Origin of the sequence: Cellulomonas sp. JH27-2 (genome assembly GCF_014837175.1) — a bacterium.
Taxonomy (GTDB): Bacteria; Actinomycetota; Actinomycetes; order Actinomycetales; family Cellulomonadaceae; genus Cellulomonas.
On sequence record NZ_JACYFR010000001.1, the window covers coordinates 510,118 to 535,249 of the forward strand.

The 25,132-nt window shown below is 71.6% G+C and carries 30 protein-coding genes; 16 read left to right on the forward strand and 14 right to left on the reverse strand.

Features of this window, described 5'->3' with window-relative positions:
- Positions 1-88: 88 nt before the first annotated feature.
- Positions 89-1,009 (reverse strand): LLM class F420-dependent oxidoreductase, encoded by a 921-nt coding sequence (locus IC607_RS02425; protein WP_191785386.1) that lies wholly within the window; start codon positions 1,007-1,009, stop codon positions 89-91.
- Positions 1,010-1,059: 50 nt separating this feature from the next.
- Between IC607_RS02425 and IC607_RS02430 the strand changes: the two genes are divergently transcribed.
- Both IC607_RS02430 and IC607_RS02435 read left to right on the forward strand, forming a co-directional pair.
- The gene (locus tag IC607_RS02430; RefSeq protein WP_191785388.1) at positions 1,060-1,683 is read left to right on the forward strand and encodes a DUF1684 domain-containing protein; all 624 of its coding nucleotides are present in this window, start codon (positions 1,060-1,062) and stop codon (positions 1,681-1,683) included.
- Entirely contained in the window at positions 1,680-2,501 is an 822-nt protein-coding gene (locus tag IC607_RS02435; RefSeq protein WP_191785389.1) for a hypothetical protein, read from the forward strand. The genes IC607_RS02430 and IC607_RS02435 overlap by 4 nt, the downstream gene beginning before the upstream one ends.
- On the opposite strand, the gene IC607_RS02440 is transcribed toward IC607_RS02435, so the two are convergent.
- Positions 2,498-2,659: a hypothetical protein gene (locus IC607_RS02440; RefSeq protein ID WP_191785390.1), complete on the reverse strand. Its 162-nt coding sequence runs from the start codon at positions 2,657-2,659 to the stop codon at positions 2,498-2,500. The genes IC607_RS02435 and IC607_RS02440 overlap by 4 nt on opposite strands.
- A 190-nt stretch (positions 2,660-2,849) precedes the next feature.
- Between IC607_RS02440 and IC607_RS02445 the strand changes: the two genes are divergently transcribed.
- A complete protein-coding gene (locus IC607_RS02445) occupies positions 2,850-3,251 on the forward strand; it encodes a hypothetical protein (protein ID WP_191785392.1) in 402 nt (133 codons plus the stop codon).
- Positions 3,252-3,324: 73 nt separating this feature from the next.
- Here IC607_RS02445 and IC607_RS02450 read toward each other — a convergent pair whose 3' ends face one another.
- From IC607_RS02450 to IC607_RS02460, 3 genes are all read right to left on the reverse strand, one after another.
- Positions 3,325-4,323: a DNA-formamidopyrimidine glycosylase family protein gene (locus IC607_RS02450; protein WP_191785393.1), complete on the reverse strand. Its 999-nt coding sequence runs from the start codon at positions 4,321-4,323 to the stop codon at positions 3,325-3,327.
- Positions 4,324-4,524: 201 nt separating this feature from the next.
- A complete protein-coding gene (locus IC607_RS02455) occupies positions 4,525-6,369 on the reverse strand; it encodes an AAA family ATPase (protein WP_191785394.1) in 1,845 nt (614 codons plus the stop codon).
- Between the two features lie 105 nt (positions 6,370-6,474).
- Positions 6,475-7,278, reverse strand: a complete 804-nt coding sequence (locus tag IC607_RS02460; RefSeq protein WP_191785395.1) for a tyrosine-protein phosphatase — start codon at positions 7,276-7,278, stop codon at positions 6,475-6,477.
- Positions 7,279-7,380: 102 nt separating this feature from the next.
- Here IC607_RS02460 and IC607_RS02465 point away from each other — a divergent pair, with 102 nt between their 5' ends.
- Both IC607_RS02465 and IC607_RS17760 read left to right on the forward strand, forming a co-directional pair.
- Complete coding sequence (locus IC607_RS02465; protein ID WP_191785396.1) at positions 7,381-8,064, forward strand: phosphatase PAP2 family protein; 684 nt, start codon at positions 7,381-7,383, stop codon at positions 8,062-8,064.
- The gene (locus IC607_RS17760; protein ID WP_191785397.1) at positions 8,065-8,799 is read left to right on the forward strand and encodes a phosphatase PAP2 family protein; all 735 of its coding nucleotides are present in this window, start codon (positions 8,065-8,067) and stop codon (positions 8,797-8,799) included.
- Between the two features lie 18 nt (positions 8,800-8,817).
- Here IC607_RS17760 and IC607_RS02475 read toward each other — a convergent pair whose 3' ends face one another.
- The 3 genes from IC607_RS02475 to IC607_RS02485 are packed head-to-tail and all read right to left on the reverse strand — an operon-like array spanning position 8,818 to position 11,537.
- Complete coding sequence (locus IC607_RS02475; protein WP_191785398.1) at positions 8,818-9,567, reverse strand: HAD-IIB family hydrolase; 750 nt, start codon at positions 9,565-9,567, stop codon at positions 8,818-8,820.
- A gap of 35 nt (positions 9,568-9,602) precedes the next feature.
- Positions 9,603-10,640, reverse strand: a complete 1,038-nt coding sequence (locus IC607_RS02480) for a hypothetical protein (RefSeq protein WP_191785399.1) — start codon at positions 10,638-10,640, stop codon at positions 9,603-9,605.
- 60 nt (positions 10,641-10,700) lie between these two features.
- Positions 10,701-11,537, reverse strand: a complete 837-nt coding sequence (locus tag IC607_RS02485; RefSeq protein ID WP_191785400.1) for an amidohydrolase family protein — start codon at positions 11,535-11,537, stop codon at positions 10,701-10,703.
- Between the two features lie 95 nt (positions 11,538-11,632).
- On the opposite strand from IC607_RS02485, the gene IC607_RS02490 reads away from it, so the two are divergent.
- The gene (locus tag IC607_RS02490; RefSeq protein WP_191785401.1) at positions 11,633-12,091 is read left to right on the forward strand and encodes a hypothetical protein; all 459 of its coding nucleotides are present in this window, start codon (positions 11,633-11,635) and stop codon (positions 12,089-12,091) included.
- A gap of 35 nt (positions 12,092-12,126) precedes the next feature.
- Entirely contained in the window at positions 12,127-12,954 is an 828-nt protein-coding gene (locus IC607_RS02495) for an alpha/beta fold hydrolase (RefSeq protein ID WP_191785402.1), read from the forward strand.
- Here IC607_RS02495 and IC607_RS02500 read toward each other — a convergent pair.
- Complete coding sequence (locus IC607_RS02500) at positions 12,920-13,639, reverse strand: hypothetical protein (protein ID WP_191785403.1); 720 nt, start codon at positions 13,637-13,639, stop codon at positions 12,920-12,922. The two genes, IC607_RS02495 and IC607_RS02500, sit on opposite strands and share 35 nt — an antisense overlap.
- 96 nt (positions 13,640-13,735) lie before the next feature.
- Positions 13,736-15,688, reverse strand: coding sequence for a discoidin domain-containing protein (locus IC607_RS02505; RefSeq protein ID WP_191785404.1), 1,953 nt, complete (start codon positions 15,686-15,688; stop codon positions 13,736-13,738).
- 239 nt (positions 15,689-15,927) lie between these two features.
- Here IC607_RS02505 and IC607_RS02510 point away from each other — a divergent pair, with 239 nt between their 5' ends.
- Positions 15,928-16,947, forward strand: a complete 1,020-nt coding sequence (locus IC607_RS02510; protein ID WP_191785405.1) for a LacI family DNA-binding transcriptional regulator — start codon at positions 15,928-15,930, stop codon at positions 16,945-16,947.
- A 262-nt stretch (positions 16,948-17,209) separates the two neighbouring features.
- Here IC607_RS02510 and IC607_RS02515 read toward each other — a convergent pair whose 3' ends face one another.
- Together IC607_RS02515 and IC607_RS02520 are read right to left on the reverse strand one after the other, a co-directional pair.
- Complete coding sequence (locus IC607_RS02515) at positions 17,210-17,554, reverse strand: hypothetical protein (RefSeq protein ID WP_191785406.1); 345 nt, start codon at positions 17,552-17,554, stop codon at positions 17,210-17,212.
- A 44-nt stretch (positions 17,555-17,598) separates the two neighbouring features.
- Positions 17,599-18,894, reverse strand: coding sequence for an ATP-binding protein (locus IC607_RS02520; RefSeq protein WP_191785407.1), 1,296 nt, complete (start codon positions 18,892-18,894; stop codon positions 17,599-17,601).
- A gap of 137 nt (positions 18,895-19,031) precedes the next feature.
- Between IC607_RS02520 and IC607_RS02525 the strand changes: the two genes are divergently transcribed.
- The 4 genes from IC607_RS02525 to IC607_RS02540 are packed head-to-tail and all read left to right on the forward strand — an operon-like array spanning position 19,032 to position 20,807.
- Positions 19,032-19,385, forward strand: a complete 354-nt coding sequence (locus IC607_RS02525) for a hypothetical protein (RefSeq protein ID WP_191785408.1) — start codon at positions 19,032-19,034, stop codon at positions 19,383-19,385.
- 15 nt (positions 19,386-19,400) lie between these two features.
- Positions 19,401-19,793: a hypothetical protein gene (locus IC607_RS02530; RefSeq protein WP_191785409.1), complete on the forward strand. Its 393-nt coding sequence runs from the start codon at positions 19,401-19,403 to the stop codon at positions 19,791-19,793.
- Positions 19,771-20,220 carry a hypothetical protein gene (locus IC607_RS02535; RefSeq protein ID WP_191785410.1) on the forward strand — a complete coding sequence of 150 codons (450 nt, stop codon included), beginning with the start codon at positions 19,771-19,773 and terminating at the stop codon, positions 20,218-20,220. The genes IC607_RS02530 and IC607_RS02535 overlap by 23 nt, the downstream gene beginning before the upstream one ends.
- Positions 20,217-20,807: a hypothetical protein gene (locus IC607_RS02540; protein WP_191785411.1), complete on the forward strand. Its 591-nt coding sequence runs from the start codon at positions 20,217-20,219 to the stop codon at positions 20,805-20,807. Before IC607_RS02535 ends, IC607_RS02540 begins: the two co-directional genes overlap by 4 nt.
- 71 nt (positions 20,808-20,878) lie before the next feature.
- Here IC607_RS02540 and IC607_RS02545 read toward each other — a convergent pair whose 3' ends face one another.
- On the reverse strand, positions 20,879-21,625 hold the full coding sequence (locus IC607_RS02545; RefSeq protein ID WP_191785412.1) for a DUF2637 domain-containing protein: 747 nt from the start codon (positions 21,623-21,625) through the stop codon (positions 20,879-20,881).
- 157 nt (positions 21,626-21,782) lie between these two features.
- Here IC607_RS02545 and IC607_RS02550 point away from each other — a divergent pair, with 157 nt between their 5' ends.
- The 4 genes from IC607_RS02550 to IC607_RS17255 all read left to right on the forward strand — a co-directional run bounded on the left by IC607_RS02550 (position 21,783) and on the right by IC607_RS17255 (position 24,520).
- A complete protein-coding gene (locus IC607_RS02550; RefSeq protein ID WP_191785413.1) occupies positions 21,783-22,262 on the forward strand; it encodes a hypothetical protein in 480 nt (159 codons plus the stop codon).
- 60 nt (positions 22,263-22,322) lie between these two features.
- Entirely contained in the window at positions 22,323-22,679 is a 357-nt protein-coding gene (locus tag IC607_RS02555; RefSeq protein ID WP_191785414.1) for a hypothetical protein, read from the forward strand.
- Positions 22,676-23,686 carry a hypothetical protein gene (locus tag IC607_RS02560; RefSeq protein WP_225224298.1) on the forward strand — a complete coding sequence of 337 codons (1,011 nt, stop codon included), beginning with the start codon at positions 22,676-22,678 and terminating at the stop codon, positions 23,684-23,686. Before IC607_RS02555 ends, IC607_RS02560 begins: the two co-directional genes overlap by 4 nt.
- Positions 23,687-23,902: 216 nt before the next feature.
- Positions 23,903-24,520, forward strand: a complete 618-nt coding sequence (locus IC607_RS17255; RefSeq protein ID WP_225224449.1) for a TraM recognition domain-containing protein — start codon at positions 23,903-23,905, stop codon at positions 24,518-24,520.
- A 100-nt stretch (positions 24,521-24,620) separates the two neighbouring features.
- Here the strand turns inward: IC607_RS17255 and IC607_RS02565 are convergent, their stop codons facing one another.
- A complete protein-coding gene (locus tag IC607_RS02565) occupies positions 24,621-25,034 on the reverse strand; it encodes a hypothetical protein (protein ID WP_191785415.1) in 414 nt (137 codons plus the stop codon).
- Positions 25,035-25,132 lie beyond the last annotated feature (98 nt).

Consider the following 25,132-nt stretch of genomic DNA (forward strand, 5'->3'; position numbering starts at 1 on the left):
GCCCCTGGGGATACGACGAAGGTAAGGACGAATCAGGCGATCTGTCCACCAACCACGGTGTGCACCAGGTCACACCGAGATGAACACTTCACGCCAGCTGCGGGGCGATCTCACTGGCGACGAAGGCCAGGTGGTCGAGGTCGTGCAGGTCGAGGACCTGCAGATACGCCCTGGTCACGCCCTTGTCCTGCAGAGCCCCGAGCCGGTCGACGACCTGCGCCGCGGTGCCCGCGAAGCCGTGCGCGCGCATCTGCTCCGGGTCGCGGCCGATCGCCTCCGCACGACGATTCACCCCCGCGTCGTCGGCGGCAGTGCACAGCACGTGGGCCACGGACAGGGTCAACGAATCCTTCGGGCGGCCCGCTTCGTCGAGTGCGGCGCGCATGTTCGCCAGGCGTCCGTCGACCACGTCCGCGTCGGGGAACGCGAGGTTGAACTCGTCGGCGAACCGGGCCGCGAGCGCGGGCGTGCGCTTGGGCCCCGAGCCGCCGATGATCAGCGGGATCTTGCTCTGGATCGGCTTGGGCAGGGCCGGGGAGTCGACGAGCGTGTAGTGCTCGCCGTCGTGGCTGAACGTCTCGCCGACGGGCGTGCCCCACAGCCCGGTCACGATCTCGAGCTGCTCGGTGAACATGCCGAACCGCTTGGCCGGGAACGGGATGCCGTACGCCCGGTGCTCGGCCTCGAACCAGCCCGTGCCGAGCCCCAGCTCCACGCGGCCGCCCGACATCTGGTCCACCTGCGCCACCTGGATCGCCAGGATCCCCGGGTAGCGGTACGTCACCGACGACACGAGCGTGCCGAGCCGGATGCGGCTCGTCTCGCGCGCCAGGCCCGCAAGCGTCGTCCACGCGTCCGTCGGGCCGGGCAACCCGTCGCCGCCCATCGTCAGGTAGTGGTCGGAGCGGAAGAACGCGTCGAACCCGAGCTCCTCCGTGGCCTTGGCGACGGCGAGCAGGTCGTCGTACGTCGCGCCCTGCTGAGGTTCGGTGAAGATGCGCAGCTCCATGCCCCCACCCTCGCACGGCGCGTGTCGGCGCTGGTGCGTACGGTCATCAGGTGAGCCTCCCTGTGCAGCCGTTCGTCCCGCGGTCCCTGTCCGACGTCTCGGCCGTCATCGACTGGCGGCTGCGGGTGGCTCAGATCTACGCGGACGTCCGCGCCTCGTCGTCGCCGGCCGACGCCCACCGCGCCTGGATTGCCGCACGTGACGAGCTGTTCGCGACGCACCCCGCGTCGCCGATCCTGGACCGCGACTCGTTCACGGGGCTCGACGTCGAACCGTACGACCCGGCGTATCGGTTCGTCGTGCCGATCGAGCCGGCCGAGTCCCGGCGCATGGACGTGCCGACCGGGACCGACGGGGTCGTGCCGTTCGAGCGGGTCGGGGTCGTGACGCTGCCCGGCCTCGGGTCGTTGGCCGTCTGGGCGCTGCGGTCCTACGGCGGCGGCATCTTCGTGCCGGTCAAGGACGCGCTCGCGGGTCACGGCACGTACGGCGGCGGTCGCTACCTGCTGGACACCATCAAGGGCGCGCACCTGGGGTCGTCCGACGACGACATCGTCGTCGACCTCAACTTCGCCTACAACCCGTCCTGCGCCTACGACCCCGCGTGGGCGTGCCCGCTCGCGACCGCCGACAACACGCTGGCCGTCGAGCTGCCGGTGGGTGAGCGGGCATGAGCGCGATCACGTCGATGTGGGCGTGGGACAACCCCGTGCCGTCGTCCGTCGACGCGCGCGGCCGCGGGTACGCGCCGGCCGAACCGGCCGCGCTCGTCGACTTCGCCCGTGCGCGCGGGCTGAAGCGCGTGATGCTGGCGGCGCCCTGGGCAGCCGACGAGGGGCCCGTCGGTGAGTGGTTCTCCGCGGCCGTCGCCGCACTGACCGACGCCGGGATCGGCGTGGCCGCGCTGGGCGGCGATCCGGGCTGGCTCGACGACCCGGCGCTCGCGGTGCAGTGGGCGGGCGCGGCCCGGTCCGCCGGCGCGCGCGACGTCCACCTCGACATCGAGCCGTGGACGCTTCCGGCGTGGGGCGACGACCGTCGGGGCTCGGTGACGCGCTGGCTCGCCGTGCTGGACGCGGTGGCCGACGAGGTGCGGCCCGACCGCCTGGGCGTCGACGCGCCGTGGTGGCTGGTGACCGAACAGCTCACCGACTCGACGGTGCTCGACGAGGTCGTCGCGCGGGCGGACCGGGTGGTGATCGTCGCGTTCGCGGACCACGCCGACGGGCCCGACGGCATCCTCGCGCTCGCCCGCCCCGCGGCCCTGGCCTGCCACGGCGTGCCGTTCACGATCGGCGTGGAGACCGACACCCCGGCCGTCGCCGGCGGTGCCCAGTTCACGTTCTACGACGAGGGCCCCGACGCGCTCGAGCGCGAGGCCGCCCTCGTCCACCACGCCTTCGCGCACACCCTTGGCTACGAAGGGGTCACCGTCGAGCACCACCGCGCCTGGCGAGCCCTCCTGGGCCTGGACGCGAACGCGTCGGTCTAAAAAGTCTGCTCGGTTTGCGCCGTCGCGGGCCGCCTGTCACGACGAGCACCAGAACGTCGGGCAAGCACCACGACCGTCACGACCACCGCGGCGACGACGAGCAGGGACACGATCATCATGACGACGTCGAACGCCGTGGGCACCAGCGGGTTGGCCATGCGGGAACAGTAGCGGTCCGGTCGATATGTCCACCAGCCCCGACCACTGGCCGCGTCGGCAGGCGACCAAGCTCCGGACGAGCCGTAACCGGGCATTCCGGATGCTACGTTGCGATCCCGCGTCGATCGCGCTCGTCAAGCAGCAAGAATCTCGATCACGTGACCGGGACCGACGCACGAGTAGGGGCCGATGAGCGACACGTGGGGGGAGCTCACCTTCTTCCTGCTCCTTGTCGTCTCGGCTGGCGTCGTCGTCTGGGTGGCTCGCGACGTCCTGGGACGTCGGACCACCCGGGCTACAACGGTGGTCGGTGGGATTGCGGTCCTGCTGGCTGTCGTGGGGATCGGGCTCGCGGTCGTCCCGGTCACGGCGTCCACGGGGGCGGAGTGCGGCCTGCAGCCGACCACCATGGTGCTGGGACCGAGCGGTTCCGAGGATCTGGTGGAGCAGGCGGCACCCGGGACGGACAGGACGAGCACGCAGTCGTGCATCGACAAGGCTCGAGCACGGACCATCTCGGCGTGCGTGCTCGTCGTCCTCGGCGCCGCGGGCTACGCCGTCGCGCGGCGATCGAGATCGAGCGCGCGATAGGACGCGCCGCGCGGACTGCTGGCAAGGGGTCCCCGGCGCACTCGCCACCGGGCCCTTTCCGCACAAGGCGGTACTACACCTGGCAGGCCGGGCAGCGGTAGAGGTTGCGGGCAGCCATGACTTCGACGAGCACCGGCGCGCCGCAGACCAGGCACGGTTCGCCTGTCCGCTTGTAGACCCAGTGGCGCAGGGCCGGGTCGACGAGCGCGGCGGCCCGGCCGGCCGCGTCCAGGTCCTCGCGCGTGATCATCGCGCCGTCGCGGATGCCGTCGGCCAGCAGCCCCGCCCAGTCGGTCCACAGCGCGCGGACGGTGTCGCGCGGGACTCGTCGGCCCGGCGTCCACGGGTCCAGGCGAGCGCGGAACAGCAGCTCCGCGCGGTAGATGTTGCCGATGCCCGCGACCACGGACTGGTCCATGAGCAGCTGGCCCACCGCGACGCCGCGGCTTGTGATGCGGTCGACGACCACCTCGCCGGCCGCCGCCAGGTCGTCGGTGCTGGCCGGGTCCGGGCCCAGACGGTCGACCACCGCCTGCGCCTCGTCGGGCGAGAGCACCTCGCACGCCGACGGCCCGCGCAGGTCAGCGACCGACTCGCTCGTCGCGAGCCGCACGCGAACCTGGCCGACAGGCGCGGGCGGGAAGGGCTCGTTGGCCGCCTCGGCGCGGTCGCGCCCGGCGTCGAGCGTCGCCGCCCCGGCCTTGTCGGGCCGCGTCACCAAGCCGCCCTCGTCGGCCGAGGACTCGCGCTCGTCCTCCCCCATCCGCACCGCACGGCGTAGGCGCGGCGCGCCCATGCTGCCGACCGCCACCTGCCCGTCGACGATGCGGCTGATCCGGCCGTAGAAGTCCCACGCGCCGTAGAGGCCCAGGTGGACGCGCAGCACGTCGCCGGAGGAGAACGTGCAGAACAGCTGCTTGCCGACGGCGTGCGCCTCGATCATGGTCTGCCCGTCCAGTCGCGCCGCACCGGCGGCGAACCGCCCCTGCGGCGAGCTCACGGCCAGCGGCACCCCGACGAAGTCGGCAGTCACCTGCCGCGCGATCCGGTGGACGGTATGACCCTCAGGCACCGCGCCAACCTACCCGCCACGGCACCCACCCACCGCCCAGTCCGCCGAACCAGCGATCCTGGCCGCCAAACCCCGGAATTGCGCCGACAACGACAGGTTCGCCACCGATATCCACGGCGAGGCAAGACTGCGCGGCACCGAACCTGCCATCTTGGCTGCCAATCCGGCCTATAGCCGCAACGATCGCAGGTTCGCCGCCGGTCAGGCGATGCGGAGGGACTTCTTCGACAGGTTGGTGCCGTGCGGCGGGGTGCTCGGAGCCGGGGCCGGCGTCTGAGCCGCGGCCTCCAGGACGTCGGTGATCTCGGTGCCGATGAGCTCGTAGCGCTCCAGCAGCGCGTCGCGCAGGGCCTCGACCAGGTGGCGGTTGCGGGACAGCAGCCGCCGGACGTGGCTGCGGGCGTCGTCGAGGACGGTCTCGAGCTGCTCGCGCGCGGCGGTGTCGGACAGCACCGCGGACACCAGGTCGTGCGGCGTCGCGGCGAACGAGATGAGAGAGCCCGTCATGCCGGCCGCGCCGACCATCTGCGCGGCGGTGCGGGTCGCGGCCGCCAGGTCGGACGCGGGCCCGGTCGATGTCTGCCCGAAGAACAGCTCCTCGGCCACCCAGCCGCCCATCGCGATCTGCACGAGCGCCTGCAGGTCGTACTGCGAGTGGGTCCAGACCTCCTCGCAGTCGTCGTGCGCGAGCAGGCCCAGCGCCTCACCGCGGCGGACGATCGTCAGCACCTCGAGGTTGCGGTTGGGCGCCACCAGCCAGGCGACGGTCGCGTGCCCGGCCTCGTGCGTCGCGATGAGCTCCTGCTCGGCCGCCGTGTAGCGGACGGGCTGGCCGATGCCGACCATCTCCGTGATGCGCGCGTGCTCGATGTCCGCGAACGACATGGTCAGCGAGCCGCGGCGCAACGCGTTGACGAGCGCCTCGTCGAGCAGGTGCTCGATCATGACCGGCGTCCAGCCGTTCGTCGCGGCGGCGACGCGGTCGCGCAGCACGGTGTCGTCGAGCTCGGCGTCGTGCGAGCGCCGGGCCAGGAAGTGGTCGACGAGCTCGCGACGACCCAGCGCGTCTGGCGTCGCGAACGTCAGGTGCCGGTCGAACCGACCGGGCCGCAGCAGCGCCGGGTCCAGGGAGTCCGCGCGGTTGGTCGCGGCGATGAGCAGGATCGGCGCCTGGCCCGGGCGGCGCTGCTTGAGCTGCTTGTGCGCGGGCAGGAACAGGTTGATGCGGGAGACCAAGCCGTTGAAGAACTTGTCGCCGCCCGTCGGCTCGTCGAACGACTGCATCTGCACCAGCAGCTCGTTGACCACACCGCCGGTCCCCTCGGAGACAACGGCGTTGGTGACGAGCCCGCGGTGGAAGCCGGTCATCGGGGACGCGACGGACGCCGACTGCATGCCGCCACGACGCAACGCGATCGCGTCGATCTCCTCGATGAACCCGATCGCGCCACCCTCGGTACGGGCGGCTTTGCGCAGCGCCTTGAAGTAGGCGCGGATCTTCTTGGCCGTGGCGCCGTAGTACATCGACTGGAACGACGTGGCGGAGACGAACAGGAACGGCACGCCGGCCTCGGCGGCCATCGCCTTGGCGGTCATCGTCTTGCCCGTGCCGGGCAGGCCCTCGAACAGCAGGCCCCGACGAGGGGTGCCGCCCATCTGGTCCGCGAACCGGCGGTGGGTCTGGAACAGGTCGATGGACCGGCGCACGTCCTCCTTGACGGGGTCGATGCCGATCACGTCCTCGAGCCCCACGTCCACCTGCTCGGGCCGGTAGGTCACGTGCGGCGAGCGCGACGAGATCATCTGCGTCCCGACGACCATGAGGATCATCACGAAGAAGAAGACCGTGATGACCACCAGGAACGGGTCGACGTGCGGCAGCGACGGCAGCACGGACCACCCCAGGAACGCGCACGCGATCACGTACGCCTCGACGGCGATGATCAGCGCCGCGAAGCGGTACACCCGCCGTCGGCGCATCCGCTCACGGTCGAGCGCGATGTCGTGCGCACCGTCGCGGATGGGCGAGACGAGGTCGTCGGCCACGGGGGCGTCCCTTCAATCGGTCAAATCGGACACCCCATCGTCCGGCCGACGTCCCCGCCCAGCAAGATCAGACATATCGGTCCACCCGTTCGGGCTAACCGCGGTTCACCCGCGCATCGTCCGGCGCAGCGACTCGACCTCGAGCTCGCTCAGCCCCAGACCGTCGGTGAGGTAGCCGTCGAACGAGCCGTACGTCTCGTCCACCGCGTCGAACGCCGCGGCCAGGTAGTCGGCGCGCACCTCGAGCATCGGCGTGAGCGCGTCCGCGTCGCCGCCGGCAGCGGTGAGCTGGGCCAGCATCGGCGCGAACGTCTCGCGGACTGCCGGGTTCACGGCCAGGAACTCGGCCTTCACCTGGTCCCGGGAGACTCCGGCGACCGTCAGCAGGATGGTCGCCGCCCAACCCGTGCGGTCCTTGCCGGCCGTGCAGTGGAACAGCAACGGCGTCCGCTGCGGGTCGATGACCAGCCGGACGAACGCCGCGTACGACGCCCGCGCGGAGTCCAGGGTCACCAGCGCGCGGTACGTCTCGCGCATCTGCTCGGCCATGTCGACACCGGCCAGCCCCGCCGCGCGGCCCCCGGGGCGTGCCAGGAGGTCGGCGACCTGGGCGGCCGCACCGCCCGGCAGGTCGGCGAGGACGTCGAGCGTCACCAGGTCGGCGCCTGCCGGGACGACGTCGGGGCGCGACGTCCGCTCGGCCGCGGTGCGCAGGTCGACGACCGTCCGCACGGCCAGCTCCGCCAGGTCCGGGTCGGCGGCGATGGCGTCGTCGGCCAGCTCCGCCGAACGGAAGACGACGCCGCGCGCCACCTCGCCGCCGTCGCTCGTCGGACGACCGCCCACGTCGCGCAGGTTCCCGAGGTGAGGCGAGGCGATGCGGTGCAGGTCAGGCGCGTCCGGGCTCATGACCGGAGCCTACGGCGGGGCGCGAGACCGACCCCGCCCGACATGTCCCGTTCATCCACCTGTCGACGCGCGCGATGCGCGCACTCCCCATAACCTCCGGACATGCGAACGCCGCGGATCCCCTGGCGAGCGCTCCTGCGGGCGGGGGGCGTGGCCCTCGCCGTCGTCATACCCGTCGCCGCGCTCGCGTACGTGGTGCGGGCGGACGTGGGCCCGGTCGTCGGCTGGGACCAGAGCGTCAGCGTCGCCGCCACCGACTACACCCGTGCCCACCCGGACCTGTACGACGCGCTGCTGTTCTGGCAGGAGCTCGCGCAGCCGCGCTGGGTGTACCTGGCGGGGGCGCTGGTGTGCGTGTGGGTGTGGCGGCGGCACGATGCGCCGGGCCGGGCGCTGTGGGGCTTCGGCACGATGCTGGCGTCCTGGGTGATCGCCAACCTCTCCAAGCTCGCGGTGCAGCGTGCGCGGCCGGTCGTCGAGGACGCCCTGGTCCACGCCGGCGGCACCAGCTTCCCCTCCGGGCACGCGTTCGCGTCGGCGGCGGGGACGACGACGATCACGATCCTGCTGTGGCCCACGCTCGGACCCGTCGGGCGTGCGGTCGTCGTAACCGCCTCCGTCCTGTTCACGCTGACCACGGCCGCCGACCGCGTCCTGCTCGGCGCGCACTACCCGTCCGACGTCGTCGGCGGCATCCTGCTCGGCGTGACCGTGCCGGTCGCGTCCTACCTCGGCTACCGCGGCTGGACCGCGGTGCGCGAGCACACCCCCGACCCGGAGGTCTGAGTGAACACGTTCATCCACCGCTACGAGATCGACCAGTCGCGGCCGCCCGCCAAGCAGTTCTGGCGCGACGTCGCCGTGAGGGCGATCCTGCCCGCCGTCGTGCTCGGCGCGGTCATCGTCGGCGTCGGCTACCTCATCACCGGGCCGCTGAACAACTTGCCCGGTGAGCACAAGGTCAACGTGTGGTTCGTCGAGCAGCGCAACGCGACGCTGAACCAGGTCACGCACGTGATCTCGCAGATCGGCAACACCCCCATCGCGGTGAGCATCTGCATCGTGATGATCCTGATCCTGTGGTGGCGCACCCGGCAGTGGTGGTTCGCGCTGATCCCCGGCCTGGCCATGGGCCTGCAGGCGCTCATCTTCCTGAGCTCGTCGCTCATCGTCGGCCGCGAGCGCCCGGACGTCTCCCACCTCGACAGCTCCCCGCCCACCACCAGCTACCCGAGCGGCCACGTCGGTGCGTCGACGGCGCTGTACGTCTCGCTCGCCCTGGTCGCGCAGCGCATCCGGAACCGGGCCCTGCGCGTGGTCGTCACGATCCTGCTGCTTCTGTGCCCGCCGACGATGGCGACCGCGCGCCTCTACCGGGGTATGCACAGCCTGTCCGACGTGCTCGCCGCGCTGGTCAACGGCACGGTGTGCGCGTTCATCGCGTGGAACTACCTGCGCCGCGACACGTCGTCGGGCCGTACGGCCGCGCCGACGAAGGAGGCCGCGGCTCAGAACGCCTGAGCCTGTGCGACGTCCGCCTCAGAACGCCTCAGGCAGCGCCTCGCGCACCTTGCCGGGCGTGTCGGTCCAGCCGGTGACGGCGATGCACGGCACGCCCGTCGAGATGACGGGGTAGTCGTTGCCGGCCTCGTCGAGCCGGTCGCCGAAGAACACGGCGTCCGTGGGCTGCAGCTCGAGACGCGCCAGGAGCTTGTTCACGCCGTACGCCTTGTCGATGCCGCGGCGCGTGATGTCGACGGACGTCGACCCGCCCGAGCGGACCTCCAGGTCGGGGACGTCCGCCGCGACGGCCTCGCGCAGCGTGTTCTTCTTCTCCCCCGTCGGGTCCCACGCGTGCTTGGCGTCGACGGGCGCCGCCTGCCCCAGCGCGGAGAACGTCACCTGGCTGCCGCGACGCTCCACGCGGTCGCCCCACGTCTCGGGCTCCCACAGGCCGAGCTCCTTCGCGCGGCGCGTGACGGCCTCGACGGCCCGCTCGGTCTCGTCGTCGGTCAGCGGCTCGGAGTAGACCTCCACCCACGCCGTCCCGTCGTGGACCAGGTAGCGCGTCCCGCACGTCGGCAGGACGTGGATGCGCTGGAGTGCATCCGCGTCGTCGATCGAGCTCAGGAGCTGCGTGTCGAACTGCTCGAACGTGCCGCCCGAGATGATGGCCACCTGGGCCACCTTGGTCAGCGCGACGAGCATGTCGACGATCTCCGGCGACACCTTGCTCTTGGAGGGCGCGAGCGTGTCGTCGAGGTCGAAGAGCGCGAGTTCGTAGGCCACGGGCCATACGGTAGCGGGCGCGCCGCCGCGTCGGCCTACAGACCGTCCGGGTGCGACGACAGCCAGTCGGCGTGGCGGTCGCGCAGCGCGTCCCGGTCGGCGGCCGATGCGGCGTACACGTCCGCGCCGCCGTCGTAGGGGCGGTAGAGCCACTCCAGCCCGGGCGGCGCGATCACCACGTCCATCCACCAACAGTCCGCAACCACTCGCAGCAGGGCATCCAGCGCCGGGCCTTCCGGTTCCAGCCGATCGACGTAGTAGTGGTCCCAGAGACCGTCGTCGTCCTGGTCCGGCTCGTCCCTGAGCACGGTCCACCCGTACTGCGCCCCCGGGAGAGCACCGGCGGAGACCGCGCCGAGCGGCGCTGGCACGGGCGTGGTCGACCAAGACCCGACAACGACGACGAGGCGTGTGCCTGCCGCCTCGCCCGACGCGAGCTCCTCGAGCACCACGCGGTGCCGGCGCAGGATCTCCTCGTACTCCGCCTCGTCGTCGGCGTACTGCTTGGACCCGGGCAGGCTGTGGAAGCGAACCCATCGGTCTCTGTTCGGCCAGGGGTTGCCGACATCGTCGGGGTTCAACCCCCACCCTTGCTCCCACAGCACCCGTAGCGCGCGAACCTCGGGCGACACCTCCGGCGCCGACGACAGCAGGTGGTCCTCGACCCGTCCCTCCGGCCAGATCGCCGGCCTCAGCCCGTCCAGCACCTGCGGCAGGACAGGGCGCGCCAGCTGGGCGGCGTAGGCGTCGCCCCCGATCCACGTCGGTGAGAGCAGGTCGATACTTCCCGCCGAGTCGTCCTCGGCGTCGATGAACGTCAGGCGCACTCCCGGCAAGATCTGCGCGACCGATCGGCGGGCCGGGTCGGCGGTCTCGAGAACGGCGAAGAGCTCAGTGATCATCTCGGGGTCTTCGACAACCATCAACGTCTCGTCGTCCTGCGTCGGCGGGTAGGTCCAGTGCGCGGGGCCGAGGTCCACCTCGACCCGGACCGTCTCCCGGGCGAGGTCGGCCAGGCCATCGCGATGGCGGGCGATCAGCTCGGCGTCCGTGCGCTGGTCGGCGGTGGGCATGCGGCTGATCCTCACTGACGACGACACACGTGGCCAGCAGATTCGCGCTCGCCCACCCGTTCAGACGCGCAGCCCGTAGGCGGCTTGGGCCGTACCGGCTGCGATGGCGTCCCACTCGTCGCCCGTCGGCCCCAGCGCGGTGCGGACCGTGTCGATCCAGTCCGGCAGCGACCACGGGCCCCGGCTCGAGACCGGCCAGTCGCTGCCCAGCATCGCGCGCTGCGGGCCGAACAGGTCGACGGCGGCGCGCAGCCAGGGCGCGAGGTCGATGCGCTGGGCGCCCGCCTGGGCGGGCAGGCCGGAGAGCTTCACGACGACGTTCGGCAGCTCGGCCAGCGCCGCGAGGTCGGTGCGCCAGCGCGCGAACGCTTCGGGTCCGCCGTGGACGTCCGGCTTGCCCAGGTGGTCGAGGACGACGATCAGGTCGGGGTGTCTGCGTGCGAGGCCGACGACCGCCGGGAGCTGGCCGGCGTGGACGCACGCGTCGAACGTCCACCCCCGCCGGGCGACCGCGCGCAGCCCGGCCGCGAGCGCGGGGAGCTCGAAGAACGCGTCGTCGTGGCCCTGCAACAGGCGCCGCACGCCTACGACGCGCTCGATCTCCTCAAGCCGAGCCAGCGCCGCCTCCGCATCGGGCTGTTCCAACGGCGCGCACGCGACGATGCCGGCCAGCCGCGGGTGCTCGTCGGGCAGTGACGCGACCCGCGCGGCCTCGGCGAACGCCTGCTCGTCCGGTGCGTCCGCCTCGATGAACACGTACGCGTCGATCTCGGGCGCGGCCCGGTGCAGGTCGGCGGGGCCGAAGACGTCCGGCAGGTCCGGCTCGTCGGCCAGCCAGGGATACGTCAGGCAGGAGGTGTCCCACAGGTGCGCGTGCGCGTCGATGATCCGCGGCACGGCGCCTCCTCACGCAGTCGGGCCGGTCGTCGGCCCAGCCAGCACGGTAGACGACGTCCCTACCGATGTCTGCGGTCCGGCGACATACTCGCGCCATGATCGATCCGCTGGACGCCTTCCGCCGCGTGTGGTTCGTGGACGAGGCCGAGCCCGCCCCGCACGCGCTCGACGCGACCGTCTGGCACCGGCAGAACGAGGGCGAGCTGTGGGCTGTCGGGCTCGTGCTCAACCATCCGTCGATGCCCTGGCTGCTGTCCGAGGACCCGGTGGGGATGTATGGCTCGGCGATCGGGGGTCTCGGGGACATGCTCCTCCGTCAGGACGTCCGCCTTCCCGCGTGGCTGGTGCGATGGTCGACCGCTCGCGGCGTCCCTGCGGCGCAGATCGGGCCCGGGCGGAGCGTGTTCGTCGAGCTGGACGGCCTGCCGTTGCTCGCGCAGCGCTGGACGATCGACGACCTCGACGCGACCGTCATGACAGCCGGTTGGGAGGAGATCGTCGCCTTCACGCCCACGGGCCGCGACGTTCGGCTGGTCACGACCTACCACCGGTGACGACCCGCGGCGTGGGGCGTGCCACGATGCGGGGCATGGGACACGACCAGGGGTGGAGCGAGCGGTCGCTGCAGGTGGACGGGCGCCGCGTCGCGTACCGGGTGAGCGCGCCCGTCCCCGGCGCTCTGCCGATCGTGCACGTGCACGGGTTCGCGATCTCCGGCGCGTACCTCATGCCGACCGCGCGGCGGCTCGCGCACCGGGCCCAGAACGTGGTCCCGGACCTGCCGGGCTACGGTCGTAGCGAGCGGCGCGACTACACGCTCGGCATCCCCGCGCTGGCCAGCGCGCTGCGGGAGATCCTGGACGCGCTCGAGCTCGAGCGCGTGGTCCTCGTCGGGAACTCGATGGGCTGCCCGGTGGCGCTCGAGCTCGCGCACGCGGCGACCGACCGCGTCGACCGGCTGGTGCTCGTCTCCCCCGCCGGCGGGGTGCACAACCAGCCGCTGCGCCGTGCGATCGGGCAGCTCGCCCGGGACGGCGTGCGGGAGAGCCCGCGGATGGCGCGGATCGCGGTCCCCGACTACCTGCGGTTCGGGCCCGTCAACACGTTCAACCTGTTCAGCGAGCTGACGCGGTTCCCGTCGCTCGACCGCCTGCTGCACGCACCGGTCCCCTCGCTGGCGGTCATCGGCAGCCGCGACCCGTTCATGGCCCCGCCCTACCGCGTGCGTGAGGTGGGCCGCCAGGCCCCGGACCACATCACCGTCGCACTCATCGAGGGCGCCGCGCACGCCATCAACTTCAGCCACCCGGGCGAGCTCGCGCACGTCATCGAGTCGTGGCTCGACGGCGTCGAGATCGTCGACGACCCCGACGAGCCAGGGTTCACGCGCGTGCTGCAGCTCCCCCGCGACCGCTGACCCGCTCGACCAGCAGGTCCACCAGCCGCGGGTCTGTCATCGGCCGGAAGTGACCCGGGGTCTCGAGCACCACGTCGGTCGCACCCGCCAGCTCACTGCCTTCTGGCACGTGCGGGTCCCAGAACGTGTGCACCGACGTGATGCGCGCGTTCACCTCGACCTCGGCCGCGAGCGCGACGATCGTCGCGTCGGCCGGCCGGAACGCGCGGACGGCGCCGACGAGGAAGTACCGCGCCCAGCGGGACCCGCCGAACGGGGTGTTGACCGCGATCAGGTCGGCGATGCGGCCGTCCGGGTCCTCGCGCAGCATCGCCAGCTTGCCGATCAGGCCGCCCTTGCTGTGGGCGACCAGGGTCACGTCACGCAGGTCGTTCTCGACGAGGTAGCGACCGACCCTCGCCGCGGTCGCCGGGATCGGCGCACGGTTCCAGCCCAGCTCGGGCAGGACGTGCACGTCGGCGCCGTGCTCGCGCAGCAGCCGTGCCCACGGCAGCAGCACGCGCCACGGTTCGTAGACGCCGGGCAGCAGGACGACGACGCGGGGCGACGGTCCGACGTCCGCGCCCGGGTCGGCGCGCAGCTCGTCGGGCCGCGCCCGCGAGACCACCGCGACCGCCTGCCACCACCCGATCGCGGCGTAGTCGCGCAGACGCCACCCCAGGTGCAGCCGCAGCTCCCTGCCCACGCGCGCCCCTCTCGTCGCGCCCGAGTCTGGCAGAGGCGCGACGAGGGACGCGTGCGCAGGGCTGGTGCCGGTCCCGCCGGCACCAGCCCCGGCGCGTCAGCGGTACAGGCGCAGGTCGGCCACCGACCACCAGCTGCCCGACGTCGCCGTGGACGTCACCCGGACGTACCGGGCGAGCGTGATCCCGACGTCGGCCGTGGTGAGCTGGCCGGTGCCCGCACCGCTCGCGGCCGTGCGCCAGTGCGTACCGTCGCGGCTGGTCTGCACGCTCCAGCCGCGTGCGTAGTCGCCCGTGCTGTCGCCCGAGTCGATCGCGACCTGACGGAACAGGCGCTGGCGGCCGAGGTCCACCTGCACGTACTGCCCCGGGGCCTGGCCGGTGCCGGACTGCCAGCGGGTCGACGCGTCGCTCGTCGGGTTGCCGTCGACGAAGAGCCCGGCGTCCGTGCCGTTCGACGACGCGATCGCCGTGGCGCCGGACAGGTCGAGCTCGGTGGTCCGGTCCTGCAGGAGCCGCGACGACGGCCAGGTGAACGTGGCGAGCGCCCCGCCCGGGAGCGTGTACTCGAACGTTCGGCCCCCGACCGCGACGGCGAAGCTGCGCGGGTCGTCGTTCTCGTTGTGCACGACGAGCGCGGTGGAGCCGTCCGGGTTCCGGAACGCGACGTCCATGATCTGGCCGTTCCATCCGGTGGTGCCGAAGCTCGTCGACGCGATGCGCCGCGCACCGGGCTGCACGAACTTCGACAGGTGCCCGATCGTGTAGTACTCCGCATCGGTGCGCGTCGTGCCGTCCGCGAGGACGGTCAGCAGGCCCGTGCACGTCCCGCAGCCGCCCAGGTGCGGGCCACCGTCCTCACGCAGCGCGATGTTCCAGTTGGCCGTGCTCCTGGCCCAGTTGCGCGTGGTGCCGATCGTGATGGTCCGTGCGTGCCACGTCAGCGTGCCGCGGAACGTCTGCTCCGGGGTGTCCGTCGCGCCGTGCGAGCCGGAGCACTCGGTGAACCAGATGCCCTTGGTCGGGTGCGCGTCGTGCAGGGCCGTCTGCGCGCTCGGGTCGCCGTAGTAGCAGTGGTAGGCGGTGCCTGCGACCCACTTCGCCGCCGGGCTGTCGAGCACCTGGTACGGGTAGTCGGTGGCCGGGTCCTCGCCCGGGGGCGTGTTCGCGGCGTCGTTCGGGTGGGTCGCCCAGTTGTGGTCGTAGGCCAGGATCTTGGTGCGCGGGCTGACCCTCTTCAGCATCGGACCGAGCGCCTCGATGACCTTGACCTCCTGCGCGACGGGCATGTCCGTGCCCGGATACGCGTCGGGGGTGCGGTTCTGCGGCTCGTTCTGGACGGACAGGAAGTCGATCGGGACGCCGGCCTTCGTGTACGCCTGGACGAACTTCACGAGGTAGCGGGCGTAGGCGTCGTAGATCGCCGGGTCGTCCTTGAGGCGGCCACCGACGAGGGAGTCGCCCGTCTTCATCCACGCCGGCGGGCTCCACGGCGTGGCCATGACGGACAGACGCGGGTTGAGCCGCTTGGCCTGGCGCAGCAGCGGCAGGATCTGCAGCTCGTCGTGCGCGATCGAGAAGTGCTCGAGCGGCAGGTCGGTCTGGCCCGCGGGCACGTCGTCGTACGTCCAGTGCTCGTCGGCTGCCGTGAAGTCCGACGAGCCGACGGGCTGACGCAGGAAGCTCACGCCGATGCCGCTCTTCGGGTCGAACAGCGACCGCATCGCCTTGTCACGCTCGCTGCCGGACAGGCCGGCCAGCAACGACGCCGACGAGTCGGTGATCGAGGCGCCGAACCCGTCCATGGTCTGGAACCGCTGGTCGGGGTCCACGACGATCGTCGCGAGATCCGACCCTCCGGTGCCGAACGTCACGGGCGCTCGCTGGTGCAGCAGCTCGGCACGGTCGGGCGTCGTCACCCAGACCTGGGCCTGGACGGTCCGGTCGTGGCCGTGCCCGGCCCATCCTGTTGCCTGGGCCGCGCTCGCGGGCAGCAGCAGCGCGGCGCCGGCGGTGGCCGCCAGCGTCGCGCGCACGAGTGTTCGTGTCATCGTCGCTCCTCGATCCTCGCGACGGTTCGCCCCGTCGCTCGTCGTGCCCCGGCTTCGTCGCCGGCGCCGCCGATCCCGCCGTCGCGCCTGCCGGTCCGCTCGGCGATGAGCGGGCGATGTAACAGATGTAACGGTCGACATCCACGCAACTCGTCGCGCGGTACGCTCCGCGCAATACGGACATCACAGGCGTGACCGACGACGACGGTCAACGACATCGCTGAAACGGAGCGTGAAACATGGCAGCGTCGGTGCCTCGTGCGACGGTCCGTGACGTCGCCACGGCCACGGGCGTCTCGATCGCCACCGTCTCCCGCGTCCTCAACGGCCACCCCAACGTCGCAGCCCCGACGCGCGACCTCGTCCTGCAGGCCGTGAACGACCTGGGGCAGCGGGCGCCGTTGCCCCGTGCGACGCCGGCAAGCCGCACCGGCCCGGTGTTCGTGCGCTGCCCCTACGTGCTCACCGACTACTTCGGCCTGGTCGTCTCGGCCGTCGCTGAGGCGCTCGAGCTGCACGGCCGCTCGGTCCTGCTGGACGCCGGTCAGCGTGCGGCCTCGACGCACCCGCTGCTGGGCCTCGCGTCACGCGCCGACGTCGCGGGCGCGGTGCTCGTCCTGCCGCCCGAGCGCAGCGCGGAGCTCGCCGCCCTGCGCCGGACCGGCTTCCCGTTCGTCGTCGTCGACCCACGCACGCCGCCACCGCCCGAGGTCGCCGCGGTCTCCGCCGCGCACGCCGCAGGTGCCCGACGCGTGACCGCACACCTGCTCCAGCTGGGCCACCGCCGCATCGGCGTGATCGGCGGGCCGCGGGAGTGGTCGGCCGCCGTGGAACGCCAGGCGGGCCACGCCGCGGCCATGGTGCACGCGGGCCACATGCCCCCGTCCGAGCTCTACCGGCCCATCGAGCCGACGACCGATCAAGGGCGCCATGCCGCCGGCGAGCTCCTCGACCTGCCGGACCGTCCCACCGCGCTGGTGTGCTTCAACGACAAGGTCGCGATCGGGGCGATGCACGCGGCGGCCGAACGCGGGCTCCGGGTGCCTGTCGACCTGTCGGTGACCGGGTTCGACGACTCCGACGTCGCCCGCGCCTCCACGCCGCAGCTCACGACCGTCCGCCAGCCGCTGGCCGAGATGGGCCGGATCGCCGTGAGCCTGCTCGTCCGCCTCATCGCCCTCCACACGGTCGACGCCCGCCACGTCGAGCTCGCCACCGAGCTGCTGGTCCGCGGCTCGACCGCACCGCCGTCCGCGTAGTCGGCGGCGGCACGAACAAGAACACCCGGACCCACGAATCCGTGGGTCCGGGTGTTCTCGATGTCCTGGGACATTGGCGGTAGCGGTGGGCTTTCGACGTCCGTCTCGACCCACTACGACACGGCCGCTCCAATGTGGACCTGAGCTGCGTGTTCACTGGCTCGCGCGTTGACACAGGATTACCTACTAGGACCGGCTGCGACCCGAAAACCGTGAGAAAACCGTGAGTTCCGGGGCACCTGACGACCCACACAGCCAAGGTTTACTCGGCCGCCTCGGCGACAGCACGGAGCACGGTCTCGATCTCGTCGGCCGAGTAGCCGCGGAGATCGACCTCGCGATCTGCTGTCTTCACGAGAAGGCGCTTGCCGTCGTTGCGATGGCCGTAGGCCTTGATCACACTGGCGACGCCCGACAGCGCCCGCAGGCCCACGAGCAACGGGACAACCTGCTCGATGACGGAGTTCTCGCGCACGATGGTCGTCGGCGTCTCGCCAATCTCACGGAGCGCGGCTGTCAGCTCGTCCCGCTCCGCGCGTGGCACGAGCAGCACGAGCTGGTCGTCGCGGCGGTAGATGCGGAGGGCGGGCGCTTCGCTCGTTTCCATGACCCGATCCTGGCAGGGACCCGCCTCCCGCGGGAGGCATTCGCCTACTGATTGTGCTCTGTCATCAGCTCTAGACGCCCGACACCGAACTGGTGCACGACGTCCTCGGCCAGCTGCAGTGCCGTCGCGCGGCGGTCGTCCCGGTCCGTCGGGTCCAGCAGCTCGGACACGGCTGGCTCCGCCTGCAACAACGCGGTGCTGCCGTGAGCGACGTGCTCTCCGAAGTTGAATCCGCCCATGGTGCTCACGCTCAGCGCCTTGAGCAGAGAGGGCTCGGCGTCCCGCCGCCCGACGATCGCGAGTTCGACGGCGATGGGCCCAGTCACTCCGAGCAGCTCGGCCCACGCCGACGCGAGTCCGACGACGGAGGTAGCACCCATCTCGACGAAACTCAGCCGGATGAACGAAGCGGTCGGATCCTGGTCGACGAGCGTCTGCGCGCGCACGGCCGGCGGGTACGCGAACGCCACGGAGCCGTCATGGTGGAGTTCGACGTACGCGTCGTCGGTGAGCCCCGACACGCGCAGGTCGTCGTGCTCATGGCGCACGACCCACCGGCGCAGGCCGCGGCGTGGATCCTGAGCCGAGCCCCGCAGGACCCCGACCAGCGAGGAGTAGAACATCGCGAGGGTCTGGCCGTGCGCACTCCGTTCACCGGTGTCTTGCCACATCGTCTGGTGATCGAGTTCTGCTCCTCGCGCGATCGCATTGCGCGCATGCTCGGCGGTCGGGTTGATCACCAGGGAAGCTCGCGGGTTGCGAGGAACCGCCGCACCGATCACCCACGGCACACTTCCGAGCAGGTGCTCCTTCGTGTCGTTGAGCACGCGGTCCAGCCGTTCGGCCTCGGCGGAACGGCGGGAGAACCTGTCGGCGTAGGCACGCTCGATCTCACGCTCCCGGAGCCATACGGTGTGGGGCCCGTTGCGCCGCGGCGCGGCGTAGGTCCCGTCGGGGCGTCCGACGAAGTGCGGCGCGTCGGGACTGGGCGGGATGTACACCGCGAGTACGCCGGCACCCGCCGTTTCCGGGTTTGGCAAGGGGTGCACCTCGACACCCTCGATCATCGGCTGCACTCGCTGGGCGTTGACGGAGAGCACCTGCTGCTCCAGCTGCGGGGTGAGTGCGATGTCCGACATCGCCACCGTGAGCTCAGCGCCCTCACCCGACTCGGCGACGCCCACGACGAGCAGCCCGCCGCCGCTGTTCGCCATGGCCGCCAGATCCTTTGCCAGCTCAACCCTCGCAGCTTCGTCGGTGCGAGCGACGGCCTTCCAGTCAAGGTCGTCGGCCTCGGCCGTCTGCGCGGCAACCGCGGCCGCGACCAGCTCGTACGTCAACGGCCCGCGTGGCGCGGCTAGCGCAGCGTGGATCCTCGTCCAGGGGTTCGGCACGATCCGAGTCTTCCAGTGGTGGGGCGACCGCGGTGGGTGAACTGCGTGGGCACCTTGCCGTTCCCCCGCCCCACCACTAGGGCATGAGCGACGAGCAGCCACCCCCTTCCGGCGACGACCTTCTGGCCCCCGCGGGCTACGACCTGGTCGACGTGCGCTACATCGAGGTCAACGGCTCGTACGCGGGTCACGGGCTGCTTCGCACGCACGGCCGCAGGGAGTGCAGCGGGCCCAACTGCCCGATCCACAATCCTTCGGAGCACCCGCTCGCCGACGCTCCCCTGCTCTGGCGCGAAGACGGCGGATTCATGGAACGGCTGTGCCCCCACGGCGTCGGCCACCCAGACGTGGACAGGCTCGCCCACACGATGCGGACCCAAGGCGAATCGGCCACGCGGCGGATCGCGCGACACGCGTGCGACGGCTGCTGCCTGTAACGAGAGACTGACCCGATGGCTCTCCGCTTCCGCAATTTCGACGCCACCCCCGCCGATCTGGTCGAGCGATGGGGCGTCGAAGGCTGCCTGACCGCGGTCGAGCGCGGGGAACCCGAGCACTGGGCCAAGATCGTTCGGGCGGTCGAGGTCGACCCGATGGGCGCCGTCTCGCTGGACCTGGAGCAAGCGCTCCGCGTTCTCGACGAGTCCGACGAGGAGTACCGGCGGGACCTCGTGTCCCGGTCCTCGTCTCCATCCTGGCCGACGTCCGTGCCGGCCGCGGCGCTCCCGGTTCCCTGGCGAGGGGCTGTTCTCGCTCGACTGGTGCGGGCTGACCGTGTGGTGCGCGACGGGGCCGAGCAGGGCCCAGCAGGAGGTAGCCCGCGTGGTCGCGCGTGGTCGGGGTGAGGAGTTCCACTACGACGCCCAGTGGGAGCAGGTCAGCCTCCTTGACCGGAAGGCGACGCCGGTGGGTTTGCCCGCAGGGTTGTCGCCCAAGATGCTTGCCGCGCTGTCGATCGACGAGCAGGACGTGGCAGCTGCCCGTGCACGGCAGGCCGCTGAGCTGCTCGCCGTCGTTGACAACCGCCACATGCTGCTGGGCACCCCTCACTGGCAGCGAACCGGCGAACCGAGCGTGCACCTGTGGGCCCGACCGCTGCTCGCGGCGGGCATCGACCGGGTGCAGTCCCCCTCGAAGCGTGGCGCAGGTCGGCGACGTCGAACAGAGATCGGTAGTGCGACCTCTGGTGCCCCGCCCGTCCGCCCGGGCGGCCGCTACCGCATCATCCAGACCAAGCCGCTCACCACCACGAAGGGGCGGCGATCCCGATGACGCGACCGCTTTCGGAAGCCGACCGGGCCCGTGGAACCTCTAGGGCGAAGGAGGCTGCCCGGCAACGCGCGCAGGCGCTGCTCGCCGTCGCCGACGGCCGCCGCACTCTGATCGACGTCGTGATGGCGGCGCCTCGGCCGGAGTACAAGTCGTACCTGCGGATTGATCTGCATCAGCTCGCCGGCGCCCAGCCAGGTGTCGGATCCCCCGAGGCATTCCTCGACCGCTTCTACAAGTTCGCCGGCGAGAAGAAGCCAGCGTTCCCGACAGTCGGCTGGATGCTCGACTCGCGCTGCGGCGGCAGGCGGGTAACCGCTTGGGCGGATGCCGCGCAGGAACGGGGTTGGCTCAAGACTCAGGCGCAGGGTGCGACGCGGAAGTTCGCCGAGCGGGAGCGCGCACGCCATCGGTCGGGGGCTTGGTGGCCTGGTGCCCCGTTCACACCGCGCCCGGTCGAGACGACGTACGCAACAGTCGCTGAGTTCAACGCGGCGGCTGGTCAGCGAGCGACCGTTCGCGGGGCCACGCTGCTGGCGATGCTCCCCGACGTCATCGAGGACGAGACGCTGACGGCAACCAGCAGGTGACCACACCCATATGAACTCCGGCCCGCGGACTGAGGGAGAGCAGTCTGCGGGCCGGGCTTGGATCTGGCCGTTCAGGCGGCGGGCCGGGCCTTCTCGCCGCGCACGATGCGCCCGACCTGCGAGCGGCTGACGCCCGTCTGCTCGGCCACGGCCGACCACGACGCCCCACCCTCCGAGAGGGCCAGCACCTCGTCGTACAGCTCGGCGGTCACCTTCGCCGCGACGCTCTTCGCGGGCTTCTCGACAGCGTGGAGTCCGGGCGTGAGGTTGGCGTTCGCCTCGATGGGCGTGGACTGCTCTGCTGCCGGAGCGATGGCCGCCAGTGTCAGCGCGTTGGTCGTCTTCGGCTTGGCCGGCCGCGCCTGGCGGGTCAGCGAGACGGTCAGGTGGGTGCTCAGCAGCAGGGTCACAGGCGGGACCGCGGCGACGGTCAGAGAGACGACGCGCGGGGCGCCGGCGGTGCCCTGGTACGTCAGGGCGGCGTGCGTCATGTTGGCCGCGATCGACGCGACCGCTGCCGCACCGAGGACGCTCCACGGGTAGACCAGGTCTCGGCGCTCGTGCTCCGCGAGTGCGACGACGGCGACCGTGGCCGCGATCGTCAGCCCGTCGAGGACGACCGGCACGAGCCAGGCGATCGACGCCGGCACGCCACTCATAGCGGCGAGCGCCGTGATCGCGACGTACGACAGCACCATCGACGCCGAGGCGATGACGACCGTCAGCCCGAGCGCCGCGGAGCGCGTCATGCGGGAGATGGGCGAGCCATGGCGGGTGGCCTTCGCAGGCCGCTTCGGGGCGGGCTTCGTGGTGCTCATGGGGTGCAGTCCTCGGGTGGTCGGTGCCGCGGCGGTGGTCCCGGCATCTGACCAACCAGTGGGTCGACCGGCTCTCAATCTGACCGCCGGGCGGGCAGCGACCTAGTGGTCGGACCCACTAGGTGGACGCCACCACGACCATCGAAGGAGCCCTGCCATGACCCTCGATCCGACCTTGCGCGCGCAGGTCGCGCTTGCCGCCCTGACCGCGACGGGAGCCCCCCGCGACGGGGAGCACCGCACGGCCTGGGAGGCCCGCGTCGCGACGACCGCTGCCGGCTTCGCCTCCGTGCTCAGCAACGATCGCCACGCCGTCTCCCGCGTCATCGACGGGATCCTCGGCGACAACGCCAAGGTGTTCACCGGCTCGATCGTCGGCGTCGAGATCGAGGAGTCGAGCGGCCGAGCGCTGATAACCCTGCACACCGGCACCGGGCACGACAAGAGCGGGAACGGCAACGAGCAGGTCCGCACTGAGGACGCGCGGTGGCCGCTTGGCCGGATCATGGCCCGGCGCGCGCACGACCTGATCGGCCGCGAGGTCTGCGTGTGGGTCGAGGTCGAGAAGACGAGCGGGGGCAAGTCGGTCCGCGTCGTTCGCCACCTCGAAGACCGGGGCGAGGCGAAGGAGCGGTGAAGGCTCGGGCCGTCCGCTGGACGCTTGTGAGCGTCCCGCAACATCCAGATCACCCACACCATGAACGACCTGGAGTCGATCGCCAACGAGGAGGACCGCAAGAAGGCGATCGGCTTCGTCGAGCGCGCCGGCATGGTCATCTGCGGCGGGCTGCCCGAACGCGAGATGGAGATGCTGACTAAGGTCGTGCACCTGTCCGACGTCGAGCGCGACATGCTCACGTCCTGGTCCTCCCCGGGCGGCTGGAACCGCGAGCTCGGCCGCCAGGAGCCCCCCCCCGGGCGCGGCAAGTTCCTGATCAAGGTCGGTGGCCGCCCCGGCGTGCCGGTGCAGGTCCACCTCACGCCCAGCGAGCTGTCGCTGGCCAACTCCAACCGCCGCTGGCAGACCACAGCACCCGCAGGAGGTGCGCGATGAGCGAGCGTCACCCGAACAAGCTGGCCGAGCCCGGACGGATGTCCGCCGAGACCAAGATCCTGGCCTCGGTCCTCGGCATCGGGGGAGTCGCGGTGCTCACGCTGTGGGCGGCCGCCCGCGTCGGCACGCGCCTGGCGGGCAAGCCGGCTCCCGTGCCCGGTGACCCGGTCGCGGTCGCCGGCAACGTCGTCGTGGGCCACGAGGTCCTGCCCACTGCCTCGTGGGCAATCGTCGCGGCCCTGGGGGTCTTGCTCCTCACGCTCGCCGTCGCGGTCGGCCGCTCGAGGGCTCGTCGACGAGCCGAGCGCACTCGCGTTGACCGGGTCGCCCGGTGGATGGGGCAGGGCTCGGACCTGACTCACCTCGGGCTCAAGGCCACCGCGGCCAAGGCGCGCGAGCTGCAAGTGCGCCCCGACGTGATCGCCGCCGGCAAGGTCGGCGTCGAGGTCGGCCGCACCGAGCACGGCAAGCGCCGCATCTTCGGCTCCTGGGTGGACATGCACCTGGTCGTGGCCGGCCCCCGGGACCGGCAAGACGACCTCGCTGGTCGTCCCGGCGATCCTGGACGCCCCCGGCGCCGTCCTGGCGACGTCGAACAAGCGCGACGTCGTCGACGCGACCCGCGGCCCGCGCGCCACGATTGGTCCGGTGTGGGTGTTCGACTCGCAGCAGGTCGCCCTCGAGCCGCCCACGTGGTGGTGGGAACCGTGACCTACGTCGTCGACGACACCAGCGCCTCCCAGCTGGCCCAGCACTTCGCTTCCGGCTCGCGCGAGCTTTGCGCCAAGACCGACGCCTACTTCGACCCCGCCGGCCAGGACCTGCTCGCAGGTCTTCTCCTGGCCGCCGCGCTCGACGGCCGACCCATCACGGACGTGTACACGTGGCTGACCCGGCCCGACGGCGACGCCCCGTCGGAGATCCTGCGCGACCACGGCTACGACCTGGTCGCCCAGCAGGTCCAGGGCGTGCAGGGCGCCCCAGACAAGCAACGTGGCGGCATCTAAAGCACCGCCCAGCAGATGGCCTCCTGCCTGACCTTGCGCACGATCGCGCAGTGGGTGACCCCGCAGCCCGGCAGGCCGTCGTTCGACCCGGCCGCGTTCGTCGCGGGCCAGGGCACGCTCTACAGCCTGTCCAAGGACGGCAAGGGCTCAGCCGGGCCGCTCGTAACCGCGCTGACCGTGGCAGTCACTGAGGCAGCCGAGGCTCGTGCCACGGGCATGGCCGGCGGTCGTCTGGACGTGCCGCTGCTCGGGGTCCTCGACGAGGCGGCGAACGTGTGCCGCTGGTCGCAGCTGCCCAACCTGTACTCGCACTTCGGCTCGCGCGGGATCGTGCTGATGACGATCCTGCAGTCCTGGTCGCAGGGCGTGCAGGTCTGGCGCCGCGAGGGCATGGGCGCGAGAGACAACAGCCAGATCCCGCCTTCGCCAGGTCGGTGGTCGATGCTGGTCTCGCGCGCGTACGCCCGCGCCGCCAGGTCGAGAGCGGAGTCCTCCCATTCGCGGATGTCCGAGACTCCGGCGGGGTCGTCAGCGCGGCCTCGGTCGAGGTCAAGCTGCACGATCACCGGCGTCCACAGTGCGTCCTCCGCGGGTTCTTCGGCGGCCCGCCAGGCGAACGCGGGGCCCAGCAGCGCTGCCGCAGCGGCACGGGCGTCGCGGGCGAGGCCTTCGAGGTCGTCGACGACATCTGGTAGTTCGCGGTGTTCTTCCGAAAGAGAGCTCCGAGAACCGTCGGGCACCAGATCCCTGAGCGCGGTGTGCGCCGCCCTCGCACGAACTGCCAGCGATGAGTTCACCAGCGGGCTGTCACTCGGCGTCATTCCTGGACCCTAGTGGCGGGGTAGACGCGCAGGGGAGCCCTGCGCTAACGTGGCTAGTATACTGACAACCTAGCCCGGTTTGTCATAATCGCGTTAATCGGCGCCCGCGAAGGTCACCGGCCATCACGTATCTGATAGGCGCGGGCGACGGTGATTCCTGCAGCCTGCGCGATCAGCGGGCCGCCGACGTTGTTGCGGAACGCGGTCCGAATGAGGTCGTTGCGAGCACTGGTCGCGGCCGCCAAGTCCTCGGCGGCGGCGGAGACCCTGCTTGACTCGTCGGAGATGAACACCAGCAGGTCAACGACGCTCGGGGCCCTGGCCTCGAGGCCGAGGCGCAAGACGTACTCGTTCGCGGCGAACCAGTTGCCGGCCTCCATGAATTCCTGGAGCGCGGCGATGTCGGCGGTGACGTCGGCGTCCGCCCCGGGGAACCAGGGGGTCAGCTGCTCGATGATCTCGTCGGTGTTGATCAGGCCCGTCGTCCGGTCCGGGTTCATCTTGTCGGTGAGGGTAATCGCGCTCATCGCTGGCACTCCTTGGCGTGGTCGCGTCGGCGTGCGCCGTGGCGAGATAAGGAGCCTATCAGGCATCGTAGGGGGCTTGCATCCGGCAAGGCGCGTAG